The 17,074-nt window shown below is 35.4% G+C and carries 16 protein-coding genes and 1 pseudogene; 2 read left to right on the top strand and 15 right to left on the bottom strand.

From position 1 onward, the window contains the following. Positions 1–33: 33 nt before the first annotated feature. The 4 genes from ACE38V_RS02430 to ACE38V_RS02415 form a co-directional block, all read right to left on the bottom strand. On the bottom strand, positions 34–1,539 hold the full coding sequence (locus ACE38V_RS02430; RefSeq protein WP_375839540.1) for a diguanylate cyclase domain-containing protein: 1,506 nt from the start codon (positions 1,537–1,539) through the stop codon (positions 34–36). A 183-nt stretch (positions 1,540–1,722) separates the two neighbouring features. Further along, positions 1,723–2,388: a DUF2642 domain-containing protein gene (locus ACE38V_RS02425; protein WP_375839660.1), complete on the bottom strand. Its 666-nt coding sequence runs from the start codon at positions 2,386–2,388 to the stop codon at positions 1,723–1,725. A gap of 102 nt (positions 2,389–2,490) precedes the next feature. Next, complete coding sequence (locus tag ACE38V_RS02420; RefSeq protein WP_375839539.1) at positions 2,491–3,489, bottom strand: spore coat protein; 999 nt, start codon at positions 3,487–3,489, stop codon at positions 2,491–2,493. A gap of 341 nt (positions 3,490–3,830) precedes the next feature. Beyond that, the gene (locus ACE38V_RS02415; protein WP_375839538.1) at positions 3,831–4,919 is read right to left on the bottom strand and encodes a CotH kinase family protein; all 1,089 of its coding nucleotides are present in this window, start codon (positions 4,917–4,919) and stop codon (positions 3,831–3,833) included. Between the two features lie 230 nt (positions 4,920–5,149). Between ACE38V_RS02415 and ACE38V_RS02410 the strand changes: the two are divergent. Then, positions 5,150–5,200 (top strand): annotated as a pseudogene (locus tag ACE38V_RS02410) (hypothetical protein); the annotation flags it as partial. A 160-nt stretch (positions 5,201–5,360) separates the two neighbouring features. Next, entirely contained in the window at positions 5,361–5,897 is a 537-nt protein-coding gene (locus ACE38V_RS02405) for a hypothetical protein (RefSeq protein ID WP_375839667.1), read from the top strand. Positions 5,898–5,977: 80 nt separating this feature from the next. On the opposite strand, the gene ACE38V_RS02400 is transcribed toward ACE38V_RS02405, so the two are convergent. The 11 genes from ACE38V_RS02400 to ACE38V_RS02350 all read right to left on the bottom strand — a co-directional run bounded on the left by ACE38V_RS02400 (position 5,978) and on the right by ACE38V_RS02350 (position 16,788). Further along, entirely contained in the window at positions 5,978–7,231 is a 1,254-nt protein-coding gene (locus ACE38V_RS02400) for a methyl-accepting chemotaxis protein (protein WP_375839537.1), read from the bottom strand. A 244-nt stretch (positions 7,232–7,475) separates the two neighbouring features. Continuing rightward, positions 7,476–8,402: a dipeptidase gene (locus tag ACE38V_RS02395; RefSeq protein WP_375839536.1), complete on the bottom strand. Its 927-nt coding sequence runs from the start codon at positions 8,400–8,402 to the stop codon at positions 7,476–7,478. A 36-nt stretch (positions 8,403–8,438) separates the two neighbouring features. Continuing rightward, positions 8,439–9,278, bottom strand: coding sequence for a D-amino-acid transaminase (gene dat, locus ACE38V_RS02390; protein ID WP_375839535.1), 840 nt, complete (start codon positions 9,276–9,278; stop codon positions 8,439–8,441). Positions 9,279–9,544: 266 nt separating this feature from the next. Then, the gene (locus ACE38V_RS02385; RefSeq protein ID WP_375839534.1) at positions 9,545–10,747 is read right to left on the bottom strand and encodes a hypothetical protein; all 1,203 of its coding nucleotides are present in this window, start codon (positions 10,745–10,747) and stop codon (positions 9,545–9,547) included. A gap of 10 nt (positions 10,748–10,757) precedes the next feature. After that, positions 10,758–11,486, bottom strand: coding sequence for a hypothetical protein (locus ACE38V_RS02380; RefSeq protein ID WP_375839533.1), 729 nt, complete (start codon positions 11,484–11,486; stop codon positions 10,758–10,760). 104 nt (positions 11,487–11,590) lie between these two features. Beyond that, positions 11,591–12,280: an ABC transporter ATP-binding protein gene (locus ACE38V_RS02375; protein ID WP_375839532.1), complete on the bottom strand. Its 690-nt coding sequence runs from the start codon at positions 12,278–12,280 to the stop codon at positions 11,591–11,593. Between the two features lie 3 nt (positions 12,281–12,283). Beyond that, positions 12,284–12,661, bottom strand: a complete 378-nt coding sequence (locus ACE38V_RS02370) for a GntR family transcriptional regulator (protein WP_375839531.1) — start codon at positions 12,659–12,661, stop codon at positions 12,284–12,286. Between the two features lie 355 nt (positions 12,662–13,016). Beyond that, entirely contained in the window at positions 13,017–14,090 is a 1,074-nt protein-coding gene (locus ACE38V_RS02365; protein WP_375839530.1) for an ABC transporter substrate-binding protein, read from the bottom strand. Further along, positions 14,087–14,890, bottom strand: coding sequence for an ABC transporter permease (locus ACE38V_RS02360; protein ID WP_375839529.1), 804 nt, complete (start codon positions 14,888–14,890; stop codon positions 14,087–14,089). Before ACE38V_RS02360 ends, ACE38V_RS02365 begins: the two co-directional genes overlap by 4 nt. Before the next feature lie 10 nt (positions 14,891–14,900). Then, on the bottom strand, positions 14,901–15,692 hold the full coding sequence (locus ACE38V_RS02355) for an ABC transporter permease (RefSeq protein WP_375839528.1): 792 nt from the start codon (positions 15,690–15,692) through the stop codon (positions 14,901–14,903). Continuing rightward, positions 15,682–16,788, bottom strand: coding sequence for an ABC transporter ATP-binding protein (locus ACE38V_RS02350; protein WP_375839527.1), 1,107 nt, complete (start codon positions 16,786–16,788; stop codon positions 15,682–15,684). The genes ACE38V_RS02355 and ACE38V_RS02350 overlap by 11 nt, the downstream gene beginning before the upstream one ends. Positions 16,789–17,074 lie beyond the last annotated feature (286 nt).

Here is a 17,074-nt window from a genome sequence, read left to right as displayed (position 1 = left end):
ATCATGTTCTTTTATCATATGAACTTTCTTGGGTTATACATACATATGTGATTGATTATAAAGATGTACACGATTCCTACCGTTATTTTTCCCAAAATATAATGCCTCGTCAGCTTGTTGAATTAACTCTTCAATCGTATTTTGCTCCGTTGGAATGATAGTAGCTACCCCAAGACTAATTGTAATAATATTAGATGTTTTTGAGGTTAAGTGTTCTATTGCTAAAGCCTCAATCCCTTTTCGTACCCTTTCAGCAAATACAATTGCTTCCTCTTCTTTTGTGTATGGAAGGATGATCCCAAATTCTTCACCACCATAACGAGATACCGTATATGAATCAGCACTCGCTATCTCAACTAATTTCTTCGCAACTCTTCTTAAGCACTCGTCTCCGCCCATATGTCCATAAGTATCGTTATATGCTTTAAAGTGATCAATATCTAAAAGGATAAATGAAAGAGGATAACCTTCAAGTGAATGATTCCATTCTTTCTGAATTTTATAATCAAAATAACGCCGATTGGTTATTTCAGTTAATCCATCAAGGTTGGTAAGATTCTTCATTCTCCACACTAAGTTTTTCCGGTCTGTTACATCCGTTCTTACTGTTACATACTGTTTGATTTTCCCATCCTTCATAAAAGGCACAATAGTTGTCTCAAACCATGAAAAATGACCATCCTTTGATAGATTTCTTATCTCTCCCTTCCATATCCGACCTGCCTGAATCGTATCCCACAATTCTTGAAACAATTCTTTTGAATGATACCCACTATTAAACATCCGATGCGTGTTCCCGATAATTTCCGAACGTGAAAAGCCAGAGACTTCAACAAATTTATCATTTACATATGTGATGACACCATATTTATTTGTCATGCTGACAATGGAAGCTTCATCAAGGGCGCATTTCATATCTTGCAATTCTTGTAAAGTCTCATTCATTTGTTCTTGAAGACGAACCGTGTGCTTGATATAATTTATTAGCTTATTTATTAATAGCCCACTTACTGCCGATATAAACCAAAAGGAAACAAGGATGGGAAGTAGATTATGATAATCATGAATTAATAGGAAAAGTACCAAAGTTGTGCTGAAAATGCAGTATAAATTCATGTATAACCAGCTATTTTTTTTGCTAAGAGTCACGATGAAACCACTCATAACCCCCATATTAATGGCATTCAATAATCCAATATAAGATGGGATATTAAAACCATCAATAAAGAAAAAACGATTTATTCCAATTAATAGCCCGGTGATGATTGCAGCTGGCAATCCTCCAAACATAGCACTTACAACAATAGCTAAATGACGTAAATCTATCAATGCCCCATCCAATTTAATACCGCAAAACATAATAAATGTTCCTAATATAGCAAATATAATGCCAATCATGATTTTTTCCTTCAAGATCATTTCATAGTTACGCTGATTAATATTTTGGATTTTATCGCGATACGGGAGCCAAGTTAAAAAAATAACAGAAGTAAATATTGTTAAGTTTATGGTCAAATCCTTGAAGATATATAACAGCATATATTCCCTCTCACTTTACAAAAAAACTTACATTAAATATTAACACACAAATTGTCAATAAGATTATTACTATTTTGTGAAATCATCTCCCAAGTTACCCACATATTAGTAAAAAGAAGTAAGAAAATAAAAAAAAAGGAGAAATTCCATCAAAAAGGAATCTCCTTTGAAACTGTCAAATTTTTATGGAAAATTCACCGTTTTTAAATGCAAAAGCTTCCAATAGACCGTTTGGCCATCAGCAAGAACAAGTTCAAGAATATTATTGGAAACATTCTTCATTAAGCCAACTTTATCCGGATTATCACCTAGGTCAAAAACAAGCAATTGATCTTTATACTTTTTCAATTCATCCTCAAAAGAACGTGATAATGGAAGGGTTGAAGGAACGATTGGAAGTTCTTCTGTATTCAATGTATACGGTGTTAGCTGATTAAAATATGGTGTTAACCATTTTAAATGCTGCATAGAAATAAGAACTCTTTTGTAAACTGGGGAATAAAACACGATATAATCATTCAATACGCTCGTAATATATCCATGAATAGATCGATTCCCCGTAACAAATATTTCAATAAATTGTCCTTTAGCATTTGTTAATATTTTGCGATAAGAAATCGATTCCTTCTCAAATTGCAACGGTGCCGCTTCAGGCGGCTTCTCCGCAATCTCCTTTATTTTATTTTCTTTTATATTATGCAAATGAAGAAATGGAATATATAGGAATTTCTGTCCATCAAATAAGACGAGAATATCTAACCCGATATCAATGAGTATCCCAGTGAAATAGGTCCTTCCGGAAATCTCCACTTCCACTTCCATCCCAAGAAAGTTTCCGATTCCTTGAATTTCACTCATAGTCTCCCTCCCTTCTTGACAAAAATGGTGCACCAGCGAAGACTAATGCACCATTTGAGGTAGAATTTATATTGAGCTAAATTCATTTATGGTTTAGCTTCTGCCTTTCCATACATAATCAATCGTTTTTACGACATGTTCACGACTGGAAGATCTGCTGCGACGGGATGATTTCTTAGAATCATTATTTTTATTAGAAGAATCTTTATTCTGATTTTCTTGTGAATTCTCCTGTTGTTGATTGTTTTGATTAGATTGTTCATTACTGTTATTATTTTGTTTCATCGCACCCTTTGGACCAGAACTGATACTTCTAATATGGTAAGGATGGATCCTTAAAACCTCTTGGTTGCTGATAAGGGTATAATGACCACCTGCGTTTTCAACGAGAACCCCTTCCATCGCTTCCGGACCACCGCGATTAATGGAAACCCATTTATGAGTCATATTTTTAAAGACATCATGGAAATCCGTTCCGATATGATACTCTGGATAAGTGATTACATACTGTTGATTGACATTTCCATTGTTGTTATTGTTATTATTTTGGTATTTGCAAATACTTTTGACATGTTGAACATTATAATATACAATACCGTCATCTTCTGTATATAGAACAAGGAAATCACCAGCTACTGTAAGCAATGTACCATATTTAGATTCAGGGCCTCCCTGATTAATTTGTATCTGAACATTCACTAATTGTGTAATTAACCCAATAAAAGACTCTGATTGCAAATAGTCTACTTCTTCATTAGTTACCTGAGAAATTTGCATGGAGTTTGACTTGGAATCCTCACTAATACTTTTGACATGTTCAGCCTGATAGTAAATAACGGTGTTTTGATTATTTTGGTTTTGGTTGTTCTGATTATTATTATTATTATTGTTGTTATTGTTATTGTTGTTATTATTTTGAGAAAAGAGAGTTACATAATCTGATTGAACATCTAATAAGATCCCTGTTTTGGACTCAGGCCCTCCACGATAAATCGTCACCATTTTTCCCCTAAGTGATTCTAGGAAAGAATGAAATGAAGTTGAGTAATCATTATGAGGGTGCTCATTTTCTTGCACATTTTGATTATTCATTAATATCCTCCTTTATTGTTTTGCAACGGTTCCTTTTGGCTAAGTGAATGAACTATTACTCTGTTTTAAGAATCATGAGTAAACAGAAGTTAAGTGCAGAATATCGATACATAAGGGCCTATGAATATTTTTATTTCGTATTAGTCATTTTCCCTCACCGCACAGTCGCCTTTGCGTTTCATTTAACCATATAGGTTATATATACTGCATATATACGTATCACGATTGCTTCTTGACCTATAGCGATTGCCTATTTCTATAAAAATCAACGGTTGCCTACTAGGGATATGAATATAAGTGGAGCGCGAGATAAAGTCATTTTCTTTATCTGAGGAATGTGGTTAATCTAGTTTAGTCAATTGGTTTTTAATATATTTTGAGCGTACTTCTATATAGTTCAAGATAAATTCCGGTTCTCGATCAAATTCATCTAACTTTTCTTTCTTATATGGATCTAATAAAACATATGGTCTTATGAGCTCATACATGGTTTCAATTTTTGGCCTTAAGTGTTCAATGGTGAAATATTCCTTTAATATTGTTTCTAATAAATTTTTATATTGTTTTCGATAATGCTCAATATCGAGAATTCTAGCAGATAAGGTATTAAAGCCTTGAATGCGCACATAATCTTCTTCCATCGTCTTTCCATTCACATCTCTTCCCCAAGTAGCATCATAGTCCCATGGGATAATTTCGAATTGACCATTTTCTCTATTTCGATATAGAGCATAATTATGAACAAAGCCATCATAGTTTTGCGTAAAGATGATACCGGCTAACCAGCGAAGATACTTATCCACATTCATAATTACATGTATTTTTTTTTCAAATTCTTCCCTTGATGTCGTATTAATCATTAAGATCATTTCTTGTAAAGAATCATCATCCATATCCATTCCCAATTTCCTTTCATATCCCAATAATAAGGAATCTTTCACCTTCTTATCGAGATCACTCATTAAAGATAAATTAGCATCACCGTCAATCGCATAGTGAATGGATCCACTCGGAAGACCTCTTTTTTGCAAAAAATACTCGTCAACGGATTCAATTTCTAGATAAACCCCCTCCTTTCTCCCATTGATGACTAAAAATACATATCTGGATTGAGGTGCCAAATTTCCAATCTCTGCAAAAAAGTCTAAAGATAGCTTGTTTCTTAATAAAGACGGATCTTTAAATTCTGCGTTTAAATGCCATTCTTTTGCTTTACGAAATAGACTCGGTTTGTGGAACGAAACAAAATAAGACTTTTTATCAAACTCGCGAATATGTGAGCCCCGGTAAACAATATCAATCTCAAATTTTCTTTTATTGAACTTCATCACTGCAGGAACAGGGTCATCGCACCAAATATCTCTTCTCAAATCAGTTATATCTAACGGATGAATAAAGAGATGGTAATGCGGAATTTGATTATTTCCCATATTTCAATCATCCCTTTTTTTTTGTTTACAATATTCCTATGAAAAAACGAGTGTATTGCCACATATGACATCTATCTATTTTCTAGAAAAATACGCTATTTACTCATACATTTTTATCCTAGTGCACGTACCCTGTTAGTAAGAAAAGGGTGTATGGATATTAAAAGGATATGTAAAACAACCCATGATGCCTTTTCTCTTACACATTTCTTAAAGGAGGAATTATATTTATGGGTCGTTACACCCGTGATGATATTCAGCAGGCTGTTCAAACAGCAAATTCTTCTGGACTGGGGAATTTTATGTTCCAAGATCCTCGTTCTGAAAAAAGAAGGAATCGCCGTACATCTAATCGGAATACCAATCAAACCTCTAGAAGCAGAACCCGTTCATATCGAAGAACTTCAAGAACAGCTAGTGAATTCTATGTAGAAATGAGCAGTGCTAATCGTTCTTCCCGTAGTACAAGACGAAGTTCTCGGAGATCAAGTAGAAGCACTAGAAAGAGTACTGGTCGTTCGTTCCGAAGCACAAGACGTTCTTCCCGCAGATCTAGCAGAAGTACAAGACGAAGCTCCAGATGCTCTTGTAGAAGTACTAGGCGAAGTTCCCGCCGTTCTTCCCGATCCACAAGACGCTCCAGAAGTACAAGACGAAGCTCTAGATGCTCTTGTAGAAGTACTGGGCGAAGTTCCCGCCGTTCTTCCCGATCCACAAGACGCTCCAGAAGTACAAGACAAAACTCTAGATGCTCTTGTAGAAGTACTGGGCGAAGTTCCCGCCGTTCTTCTAGAAGGTCTCGAAGAAGTTCAAGACGCGACTCAAGATATTGCCGTAAGTGCGGAAGAAGAAGATCTCGCTCTAGGAAATACAAAGCCTATGATTTCTATAAAACCAGAAAAAGATTCTGGCGTGACGGAAATATGTGGGAGTATCACTTATCAAACGAGGAAGACTAGGAAAGATTCAAAATGTTGATTGCAAAGAAAAAGAAGAGTATTCCACTAAAATGTGAACTCTTCTTTTCTTCATTTTATAAACTATTAAATGAAGGAAAATCATAGTTTAAAATGATCAATGATATCCTTCAATTCCTTTGACATATTTAACAAATGTGAAGAGGTTGAAGAGATTTCTTCCATAGAAGCTACCTGCTCTTCAGTTGTGGCTAAAACACTTTGGGTTGCACTTGCGGATTCATTGGCAAATGATGAAATATCCTTCATGGAGTTTACTACATGATTCACTCCTTCTGACATATGCTCTACAGCTACCGCTACTTGTTCCATTTGGTTAGTGACTAAATTGACAGATTCTTGAATTTGAGTAAAAGAATTACCAGCTGTAGTCATCACATCCATTCCTTCTTTCACTTCATGGTTCACTGCTTCCATAGTTTGAACAACTGCCTGAGTCTCATCCTGAATGTGTGAAACGAGTTGACTAATTTGATAAGTAGATTCTGCCGATTTCTCCGCCAGTGTTCTGACTTCATTTGCAACAACCGCAAAGCCTTTTCCCTGCTCCCCTGCACGAGCAGCTTCAATGGCAGCATTTAACGCTAATAAATTCGTTTGCACCGCAATTCCTGTTATTACTTCAATAATTTTTCCAATTTCCTGAGAACGTTGCCCAAGATCCTTCACAACCTTTGCTAAGTCTTGAACATTTGAATAAATCGAATTCATTTGCTTAGATGCCGATGAAATGGAAGAATATCCGTGATTCGCCTTATCAGAAGAATCTGCAATTTTTTTCGATACGATATCTGTATCCGAAATGACTTGAACTAAGCTATTAGACATTTGGGTAATAATTTCAGAAGTTACTCTTACACCATTCGCCTGATTTTCCGAGCCAGCAGCTATTTCTTCGATTGTTTCCGAAATATGTTCCGTTGCAAGACTAGTTTGCTCAGAACTTACGGATAATTGCAATGCAATATCATTAACCTCGCTTGATGATTCATTTACTTTAAGCAATACCTTTCTCCAAGCTTCTGTTGCCCGATTAACTGCTGCAGCAATCGGCTTTAATTCTCCTACATGATCTTCAGAAATTTTACCGGACAAATCTCCATACGCCAACTTTTCCAAAACATCATTAATCTGCCCAATTGGTGCAATGAATTTTCGGTAGTTTACAATAGATGAAATAACGCCAACAATAGCCCCCAATGCTACGATCGAAATAATACTAATCCAGAATGCTCTCCCATCAATATGATTACTAAAACAAACACCAAGTCCTATTAATAGAGTACCTGGAATCACTACGAGCGAAGTGCGAATAATATAACTTAATAGACTCATACGATTCTCCTCATCTTTTCGATCATTTTACTTAAATCCTCATAATAGCGGTTACATAATAAGTTGATTTTTACATCGTCACTATTTACTGATTATACTTGAATAAGAAAGAATATTTCAATAATTCAAATTAAAAATTTGAGCAAAGCCCTTATATTTAATTTTTAGCATCCGAATAGATGAAAAAACAGGGGAATACTCTCCCCTGTTTTATAAAACTAGAAGCATATGGACTTGCTTTCATTCACTTTGGACGATGATTTAAGAAATTCTGATAAGCAAAACCTTTTACTTCGTCTTCCGTAAAATACTTCAAAAGCTCATTAATGAAGTTTTGACTCTTGGAAGCATCCTCTAAACCATGAACAAATGTTGATATTCCGTCAAAGTCCGAACCTAATCCAATCTGTTTGATTCCACCTAAAGAACATAAGTGATCGATATGTTTTATGATATCTGAAATGGAAGCATGCTCATTTTCAGTGATGAATGGAGGAAAATAAACAACGGAAATTAATCCCCCTTTCGCAAATAAAGCCTCAATTTGGTCATTTTTTAAATTTCGAGGATGATTGCAGAGTTTCCATGTATTCGAATGAGAGGCTACCGGATAAGAAGCAATCTCCATCACATCCCAAAATCCCTTTTCACTTAAATGGGATACATCTGTCAAGATTTGATGGTCATTGTTGAAGCGTACAATCTCCTTACCAAATAAGGTTAGTCCTCCGCCTCTTGGTTCACTTGCTCCATCCGCTGCCAAATTGGCAAAATTCCAAGTAAGTCCTACAGACCTTACTCCTAGCTGAAAAAGGGTATGAAGATTCGTTATACTGTTTCCAATCGCATCTACTCCCTCAAGGGTAAGCATTGCCCCAATTTGATTTTCTTGTAATCGATCAAAGTCTGACCATTCTCTAATCTGCACCATATCCGGATTTTTCCCTAAAACTTCCTGATAAAAATACTCAACTTGGACTAATGCTTCATGAAATTTCTGATCAGATGGTATCTCCGGTTCGATAAAAATCGCAAAGCATTGTGCTTTCACTTTTCCTTTTTTAAGACGTTTAAAATTCGTTTGTAATTCGGGAGAATCTAAAAAACTTAACTCACCCTTTCCATTCGAGAGCTTAAGTAATGCATCACAATGAAAATCGATAATTTCCATCCTTTAACACTCCTTTCGCAAATTCATGCTGTAAAACTATAGAGCTGAAACTAACTCCTGAAATTGATGATAAATTTGCGAGGTTATATCTCCCGGGATTCCTCTGCCAATAACTGTTTCATTAATTTTCACAACTGGGAGTACTTCAGAATTCGTACTTGTAATAAAAACTTCATCTGCATTTAAGAGCTCTTCTTCATGAAATTGCTGTTCCATTAATGGCAATTCTAATGTCTTTAACACCTTTTTAACTGCAATACGTGTAATTCCAGGAAGGATGTGCCTCGTGAGCGGCGCCGTATAGACCACACCATCTTTCACATAAAAAACATTAGAACTAGATCCTTCTGTAACAACACCATCCCGAACCAATATAGCCTCAAAGCAGCCAGCTTCATGCGCTTTTTGCTTCGCCAATATATTTGGCAATAAATTGAGTGATTTAATATAGCAATTCGCCCATCGTTCATCTTCTAATAACAAGGTTGATACACCCTTATTTCGAATATCCTCAGAAATTGGTTTTGCTTCTCTGACTGTCATCGTAATAGAAACCGGAACATCTGGGAAAAGATGCCCACGAGCGGCAATACCTCTGGTAATTTGTAAATAAACGGAACATTCCTTTAATCCAGATGTCTCTATTGCTTGTTTGATTAGAAGTTTGAAATCATCGATTGTCTGTGTAAATGGTAATTTAATGGCTTCACCACTTCGAATTAACCTTTCTATATGCTCATCAAGCATAAACGGATTTCCCTTATAGACGCGAATCACTTCATAAATTCCGTCACCGAATTGATGCCCTCTTTCGTCAATCGGTATTACTGGTTTTTCAAGCGGAACAAACTCTCCGTTAAAATATCCAATCTCCATCGAAATCGCTTCCTAACCCTATTAGAATTTTCTGGTACCTGACTTAATTATATTGAATAATAAAAAAATTAGGAACATAATTTATCTAAATTTTCACATTCAGCCACTTTCCTGCGTAACAATGCTATGTTGTACTTTGGTAATCATTGCATTGAAGGATGATTAACCTCATATAAATTTCTTGACATTAGAGGAATTTCCTTTGAACAATTAGATCGTTGAAAAAAATCAAAAAAGAGCCAGTCATGCGGCTCCTTTTCATGATATCAATTAATCTCAATCTCTTGGATTTTGAACAATTTTTCGGATGTTTTTGAAGCTTTTATTTCTCCTTGAAAAGTAGTTTTTCCATTTAATACATTTATTCTCTTAATTTCAATTGGATCCTGCTTTTCATTCGGATTAGACACAATAAATAATTGATCTTTATTTACAGCTAATAGTGGCGAATTTGAATTTTTTGAATTTAATGGAAAATCATATTGCTTAACAAGCTTTTCATGAATGTAATCATAAATGAACACTTTAATCCCTTTGTCCGTTGCACCCACTATATAAATATTGCCTTTATCATAGTAGTATTGTGGTTCTAATAGATTCTCTTTATTGATTTTCGTTGGAAAATGGATCGTCCGCTTTTTATTTTTTTCAAGGTCATACATAAATGTTTCCTTACTTATTTCTTTCTGAACTGATTCTCCACTATCTTGAAGCACCATTCTTGTTTTAGAAAGATTATAAAATACAGAAGGAACTGAACTCATTTCGTCTAATTCCTGATATCCTGAAAAGAACGTTTCGATATCTCTATCCTCATTCATATTCGATGCTATCACATTATTTCCCACTAAACTTTTACTAGGGAGATCTATACTATAGACACGAATCTCTTCGCCTGAATTATTAAAGTTGGAGGTAACCACCTTTAATTCATCATCGATGATTTTCACATCTATAATCTCAATAAAATGAATTTCGTTTCCATTTGGAAGATTGATTTGAAAGGAATCTCTTTTATTTTTCTTCTTATTAAGAATGTCAATATCAAATGTATGTGACATGGTTCCAAGGGATCCTGAATGCTCCTCTTTTACATATATGAGCCGATTTTGATCCTCATAAAAACCATTCAGATCAGTCTTCCCTCTCATAAAGGAATGATATTTTTTTTGTAAAGAAAGAATTTTCCCAGAGGTAAATATACCACCACCAAAAAACTGATTTATAAAAGAGGCTTCGCTCTGATATTTTGTTTCATCATTTGTAATTAATACCGATTCACTATAATGTTCATCACTTTCCATTGACCCAATTAAACGGATATCCTTAACGGCATTTTTATCTCCTTTAAGTGAATGAATGGTATAACGTGGTAAATCATCCTTGGCAAATGCTGATTGGACATAAAAAGTCCCAATACTTCCAACAATCAATATGGCGATCATCATTAAATTTTTGTATTTAAGCATTCTTTTCACCTCACACTGTAACTTTTTTCGTAATTAAATAATGACTCACCCAAAGGGTTGCACCCATCATTAGTAAGTACATAAAGAGCTCTAACATGAAAAATTCTACCGGATAAAGATAATTGTCTATGTGAAGCAAGCCAAGAATCAAAGCTGGTGAAAGGAAAATAACCATCGCGGCAATACAAAATAATACTCCGAGAACAATCCCTTTGATGCGAAAGCTTCTTTCAAAAAGAATAGCTGTAAAAACAACAAAAACTGCTAACAGGCCTAGCCCATAAGACATGAGAAACTGTTCAAATGAGGTCGGGATTATCAATTGAAAGTATGGATTTATCGTTAATAAACTTCTAACATCTGTTGCATAGCGAAATTCACTTGGGATGATTCCTTTAAAAATCAAATTATCAATCGGGAAAAGAATTAATTGAAAAGCTATTAAACCTAAAACCATCAAGAATATGGCAGACGCCTTCGCCAAATAAACGTTCATTCTCGAGGTTGGAAGCATTAAAAGTCGGTAGATAAACGTATTTTTTCCAAACCAATCACGATACCAAATAATAAAAACGTAAATCAGAAGTGCCGCAGCACAAAGCGCAATTGGCCCCAAAAACCATAATGACTCTGATATAGTTAAAAAGCTAAATTTCCCAAACTGATTAATATATTCAGCTTTCGAAAGACCTTCTTCATAAATCATTCGATTAGCCTCTCCCATATGTCTTTTCGACATAATCAAAACTCCCAAAAACTCAAATACTAGCGTCAGACCCATAAGACTAAAATACATTTTACTAGTACGATTAAGCTCCATATTTAATAGTTTTAAATAATGATTCAAGATTGATACACCTCTCTCATTACATCGACAACGGATTTCCCTTCGTTTTGGCGGACAGTTTCTGCATCGAATTCCTTTAATACTTTGCCATTATCAAGCAGAACCACTTTATCGATTAAATGCTCAATATCATTGATCTCATGTGTGGTAATAATAACCCCACGATCTTCAATGAGATGGCTTGTGAACACATCTGCGATTTGCTCTCGACTAAAGATATCAATACCTGAAAAAGGTTCATCCATCAATAAATAATCAACATCTATTGCTAGTCCCAAAAGTAAATTTACTTTTGCTGTATTTCCTTTGGAAAGTTCCCCAATTCTATTTTCTTTTTGCAATTTAAAAAACTTTAATAATTCCTCTGCCCGTTCCTCATTCCAATTCAAATAATGGTCAGCCATAAATTCCATTGCTTCTTGAATCGTTAAATTGGGCGGCATGATAAATGCATCCGGTATGAAGGTGATTTTCTCATAGCTTTTCTTCGAGATTTTCTCGTTATCTAAAAAGATTTCTCCGCTATTAATAGGAGTCAGCCCCATAATCGCCTTTAAAATAGTCGTTTTCCCTACACCATTAATTCCGATTAGGCAAGTGATTTCCCCTTTGTTGGCTGTAAAGGAAACATCGTCTAATACTTTTTTCCGTCCATATTTTTTAGAAATATTTTCGATCTGAATCATCAGTCATCCCTCCTTCTCTTCCCTTTCATACTTTTCTTTAATGATATCTAACAGCTCATTTACGGGAACTTTAATGGGTTTTATCGCTTGAACGAAGGTTTCTACTGCCTCATGAATAAGCTCTTCTCTCACTGAACTTAACATCGCCTCATCTGAAGTGATTCGGCTGGGAAAATTACGCTCTGTATGAATCAAACCTTGCTCCTCCATTTCTTTATACGCTTTCTGGGCCGTATTGGGATTAATTTTTAGCAGTGCTGCTAACTCGCGACGAGAAGGAATTTCCTGACCTGCAGCAAAATGTCCGATGGCAATTTGTTCCTTGAAGTAACGGACAACCTGCAAATAAACAGGATCCCTGTTATTAAATGTAATGTTCATCACAACATCTCCTAATTTAGAAGCCTATTTCCTTTTATTAGTGTGTGTACTACATGGTTCATACACCATATGTGTACTATACATATAATACACCATAATTGTCAACCCTTCTTTTAAAGAAAACTCGCCGATTGGCAAGCCCCTAAGGGCGAAGACAGAGGCGTAGTTCACCGAAAAAAGAAAAGCACTTTTTTCGGCTGCGAAGCGTCTCTCGGAAGTTTCCCTTATGCCCTTATACTTAATTCCTAAAATTGGTCACTACGTCGAGTTCCTTCTTTGCTGCCAATTTATGCTTTCTTAACGTACAAAAAAAAGGACTGATCCCTTTAGTCAGCCCTCTTCACGATAAATCTTATTATTTTTTATGCATTTTAAACTCAAGGAAGAGCTCATTATAATGTGCCAGCATCTTTTTCCCCAGGTTTTCATATACTTCCAATTTACTTGTCATTTCTGAATCTGGATAAAATCGAGTATCTTTAGAAATATCCTTTGGCAAATACTGAAGTGCCTTTTTATTTGGTGTCGAATAACCAACATACTCCGTATTTTGCGCAGCATTTTTTGGATCAAGCATGAAGTTAATGAACTCATGGGCCCCTTTAATATTTTTCGCCGTTTTTGGAATCACCATATTATCAAACCACAAATTGGATCCTTCTTTTGGAACGACATAATCTAGCTTTTCATTTTCCCACATAATTTCCGCTGCATCACCGGACCATACAAGACCAATTGCGGCTTCTTCGTTTGCAAGAAGCATCTTAATTTCATCCCCGACAATTGCTTTTATATTTGGCGTCAAGCGATCGAGCTTTTTCTTAGCCTCTTTTAAATGCTCTTCATTTGTATCATTTAAAGAATAATGCAGGCTATTTAGTCCCATCCCCATAACCTCACGGGCTCCATCGACAAGCAAAATTTGATTTTTAAGACTTTTATCCCAGAGGTCATTCCAACTTGTAATTTTCTTTCCTCCGAGCATTTCAGGATTATAAACAATCCCAACCGTCCCCCAAAAATATGGGATCGAATATTGATTATTTTTATCAAAAGATAAATTTAAGAACCGTGGATCAATATATTTTAAGTTTGGAATTTTTGCATGATCTAATGGAAGAAGCAAATCGTCTTCCTTCATTTTACTAATGGCATATTCCGATGGAACGGCAACATCAAAGGTCGTTCCTCCTTGAGCTATTTTTGTCATCATTGCTTCATTCGAATCAAAGGTTTGATAAATCACCTTTAATCCTGTTTGCTTCTCAAACTTCTTTATTAGATCCGGGTCAATATAGTCCCCCCAGTTATAGACAGTTAACGTATCCTTGCTTGAAAAGCCTTGACTCGAATTGAGCCGAGAAGTGGTAAAAAGCAAAACCACCGCAACGATCATAATGGCAGCAAACGCACGAATGAGATTCTTCATTTTCTCGCCCCCATTCTTTTTGGCCGATGATTTAGTTGATTAATAAAGTAATAACCAATAACTAGTAAAATCGTAAATAGGAAGATTAATGTCGATAGGGCATTAATGGTTAATGAAATCCCTTGTCTTGCTAGCGAATAGATCTCTACAGATAACGTTGAAAATCCATTTCCTGTTACAAAAAAGGTTACGGCAAAATCATCCAGTGAATATGTTAATGCCATAAAAAAGCCAGCAAATATCCCTGGTGATATATATGGTAAAACAACCTTGGTAATCACTTGAAAACTACTTGCCCCTAAGTCCCGGGCAGCATCAATTAATGTTGTGCTCATCTCCTGAATTTTCGGTAGCACCATTAAAACAACAATGGGGATGCTAAAAGCAATATGAGATAAAAGCACAGACGTGAATCCAAGCTTGATACCCAAAATCGTAAAAAAGATTAAAAATGAAGCACCTATAATAACATCTGGGCTGACAATAAGAACATTATTAAAGGTCAGCAATGTATTTCTGATTCTTCGCTTTTTCGTTGACGATATCATTAATGCCCCAAATACACCGATGATTGTCGCAAAAGCAGAAGAAAGAAGAGCAATAATAAGCGTGTTTAAAAAGATAATAAATAAACGAGTATCTGCAAATACCTCTTTATACCATTCAAATGTAAAGCCATCAAATCCACTCATAGTACCTCCTTTATTAAAGGAATAGTACATTAAATAGAAAATCGGAGCATATAAAAGAATGAAAATGATGATTAAATAGGTATTGGCAAGTGTTCTTTTTCCTCTCATATTTCATCCCTCACTTCCGATTTCCTGTCAATATCATAATGACTGCCATCGCAATAATTAAGAATACGGCAATAGTTGCCCCCATGCCCCAATCCTGAGTGACTAGAAAATGTTGTTCAATGGCCGTCCCTAACGTAATGACGCGATTCCCAGCAATCAATCTTGTAATCATGAATAAGGATAATGCTGGGATAAATACGGCCTGACATCCCGACTTTACCCCGTCAATCGTCAATGGAAAGATAACGCGGCGAAAAGTTGTCCACCCTGATGCTCCTAAGTCACTTGCTGCGTCAATCAAAGAAGAATTAAATTTTTCCAATGAGTTAAAGATTGGTAAAATCATGAACGGAATAAAAATATAAACAGAAACAAAAATAAAGCTAAAATCCGTAAATAATATTTGCTTTGTTCCAATACCAATCAATTCTAGAAAAGCATTAGCCATTCCAAACGTACCAAATATTCCAATAAAAGCGTATGCTTTCAAAAGTAAATTAATCCAAGTCGGCAAAATAATAAGCAAGAGCCAAAGCTGTTTATGCTTTGTTTTTGTCAACAGATAGGCGGTTGGATAAGCAATAAGTAAAGAAAAAAATGTAATCAAAAACGCATACCAAAACGAACTTACCGTCATGTTCATATAGACAGGCGTAAAAAATTTCTTATAGTTTGCTAGCGTCAAATGTCCTTCAATATCAAACAAAGAATAATAAATGATGAGAAGGATAGGAGCAATAACAAAAAGTAAAATCCATAAAAGATAGGGAATCGTATAAAGGTTTTTGGTTCTATTTTGCATGATGGACCTCTTCATATGCTTCCAAGCGTCGATCAAACTCTTCTTCTGTCTCCCCAAAACGCATAACATGGATGGCCTCTGGATCAAAATTAAGCCCAATTTCTGAACCGACATTCGCCTTCTTCGTTGAATGGACTAGCCACTCATTCCCTGTCTCATCATAGCAACAAATTTCATAGTGAACTCCACGGAATAACTGGGAATCCACTCTTACACTAAGCTTTCCATTACCTAAAGTGGTAATCTCCAAATCCTCTGGACGAATGACAACCTCAACAGGTTCATTCTTATGAAATCCTCTATCAACACATTGAAATTCCTTTCCGCCAAATTCAACAAAAAAATCATCAATCATTTTTCCTGAAACAATATTGGATTCTCCAATAAAGTCAGCAACAAAACGATTAATCGGTTCATCATAAATATCAGTCGGTGTTCCGCTTTGTTCAATTTTCCCATTGTTTAAGACAAAAATCTCATCTGACATCGCAAGCGCTTCTTCTTGATCATGAGTTACAAAAATAAAGGTAATCCCTAATCTGCGCTGTAATTCTCTTAACTCATACTGCATTTCTGTCCTTAGCTTTAAGTCCAGTGCTGATAATGGTTCATCAAGAAGAATCACCTCTGGTTCGTTCACAATTGCACGGGCAATAGCGACCCTTTGCCTTTGACCACCAGACATTTCACTAATTTCTCTTGTCTCATAGTTTACAAGGTTAACAAAACGCAGGGCTTCCTTCACCTTTTCACGAATAACATTTTCTTTCATCTTTTTTATACGCAAACCAAAAGCCACATTTTCAAATACATTTAAATGTGGGAATAAGGCGTAATCCTGAAATACAGTATTAACTTGACGTTTATTAGCGGGAATATTATTAATAACCTTTCCATGAAGATAGACTTTGCCTTTAGTTGGTTCTATAAAGCCGGCAATAATTCGAAGTATCGTGGTTTTCCCACAACCGGAAGGTCCTAGTAATGTATAAAATTTCCCTCGCTCAATTTCAAAACTAACATTATCCAACACGACTGGATCATCATCATATTGTTTTGTGACGCCTTCAAATCGAATAATTGGATTTTCTGCCATTTAGATTCTCCTTTCCCTTAACAGATTAAAAGGTTATACCTTGAACGATGCTTAATTATGTTCAAATAAAACATGAATGATCGTTTTTTTGAATTCTTCACAAAATCTCGCACTCAATAATTGACAAGATGTGACAAAATCCTTCTCAATTATTATCCTATCTTTCGAGAGATTAGCAAGTGTTTTAGTTTATTTTCTTTTGTATTTTTTCAATTTCAAAAAAAAGAGGAAATGGTGAATTCCACAATTTTACTTTTCTCCACTTTCTTTTATCATATCGAAAAAA

It is taken from the genome of Cytobacillus sp. Hz8 (assembly GCF_042263505.1).
Lineage (GTDB): Bacteria > Bacillota > Bacilli > Bacillales > Cytobacillaceae > Bacillus_BE.
The sequence above is the reverse complement of the archived record's forward strand: the minus strand, read 5'-3'. Positions and strand labels throughout refer to the sequence as shown.

What these genes read in the sequence shown, in the direction of transcription:
- ACE38V_RS02430 (WP_375839540.1), bottom strand. Translation starts at nt 1,539, where the DNA reads ATGCTGTTATATATCTTCAAGGATTTGACCATAAACTTAACAATATTT.
- ACE38V_RS02420 (WP_375839539.1), bottom strand. Translation starts at nt 3,489, where the DNA reads ATGAATAATCAAAATGTGCAAGAAAATGAGCACCCTCATAATGATTAC.
- ACE38V_RS02415 (WP_375839538.1), bottom strand. Translation starts at nt 4,919, where the DNA reads ATGGGAAATAATCAAATTCCGCATTACCATCTCTTTATTCATCCGTTA.
- ACE38V_RS02400 (WP_375839537.1), bottom strand. Translation starts at nt 7,231, where the DNA reads ATGAGTCTATTAAGTTATATTATTCGCACTTCGCTCGTAGTGATTCCA.
- ACE38V_RS02395 (WP_375839536.1), bottom strand. Translation starts at nt 8,402, where the DNA reads ATGGAAATTATCGATTTTCATTGTGATGCATTACTTAAGCTCTCGAAT.
- dat (WP_375839535.1), bottom strand. Translation starts at nt 9,278, where the DNA reads ATGGAGATTGGATATTTTAACGGAGAGTTTGTTCCGCTTGAAAAACCA.
- ACE38V_RS02385 (WP_375839534.1), bottom strand. Translation starts at nt 10,747, where the DNA reads ATGCTTAAATACAAAAATTTAATGATGATCGCCATATTGATTGTTGGA.
- ACE38V_RS02380 (WP_375839533.1), bottom strand. Translation starts at nt 11,486, where the DNA reads ATGTCGAAAAGACATATGGGAGAGGCTAATCGAATGATTTATGAAGAA.
- ACE38V_RS02375 (WP_375839532.1), bottom strand. Translation starts at nt 12,280, where the DNA reads ATGATTCAGATCGAAAATATTTCTAAAAAATATGGACGGAAAAAAGTA.
- ACE38V_RS02370 (WP_375839531.1), bottom strand. Translation starts at nt 12,661, where the DNA reads ATGAACATTACATTTAATAACAGGGATCCTGTTTATTTGCAGGTTGTC.
- ACE38V_RS02365 (WP_375839530.1), bottom strand. Translation starts at nt 14,090, where the DNA reads ATGAAGAATCTCATTCGTGCGTTTGCTGCCATTATGATCGTTGCGGTG.
- ACE38V_RS02360 (WP_375839529.1), bottom strand. Translation starts at nt 14,890, where the DNA reads ATGAGAGGAAAAAGAACACTTGCCAATACCTATTTAATCATCATTTTC.
- ACE38V_RS02355 (WP_375839528.1), bottom strand. Translation starts at nt 15,692, where the DNA reads ATGCAAAATAGAACCAAAAACCTTTATACGATTCCCTATCTTTTATGG.
- ACE38V_RS02350 (WP_375839527.1), bottom strand. Translation starts at nt 16,788, where the DNA reads ATGGCAGAAAATCCAATTATTCGATTTGAAGGCGTCACAAAACAATAT.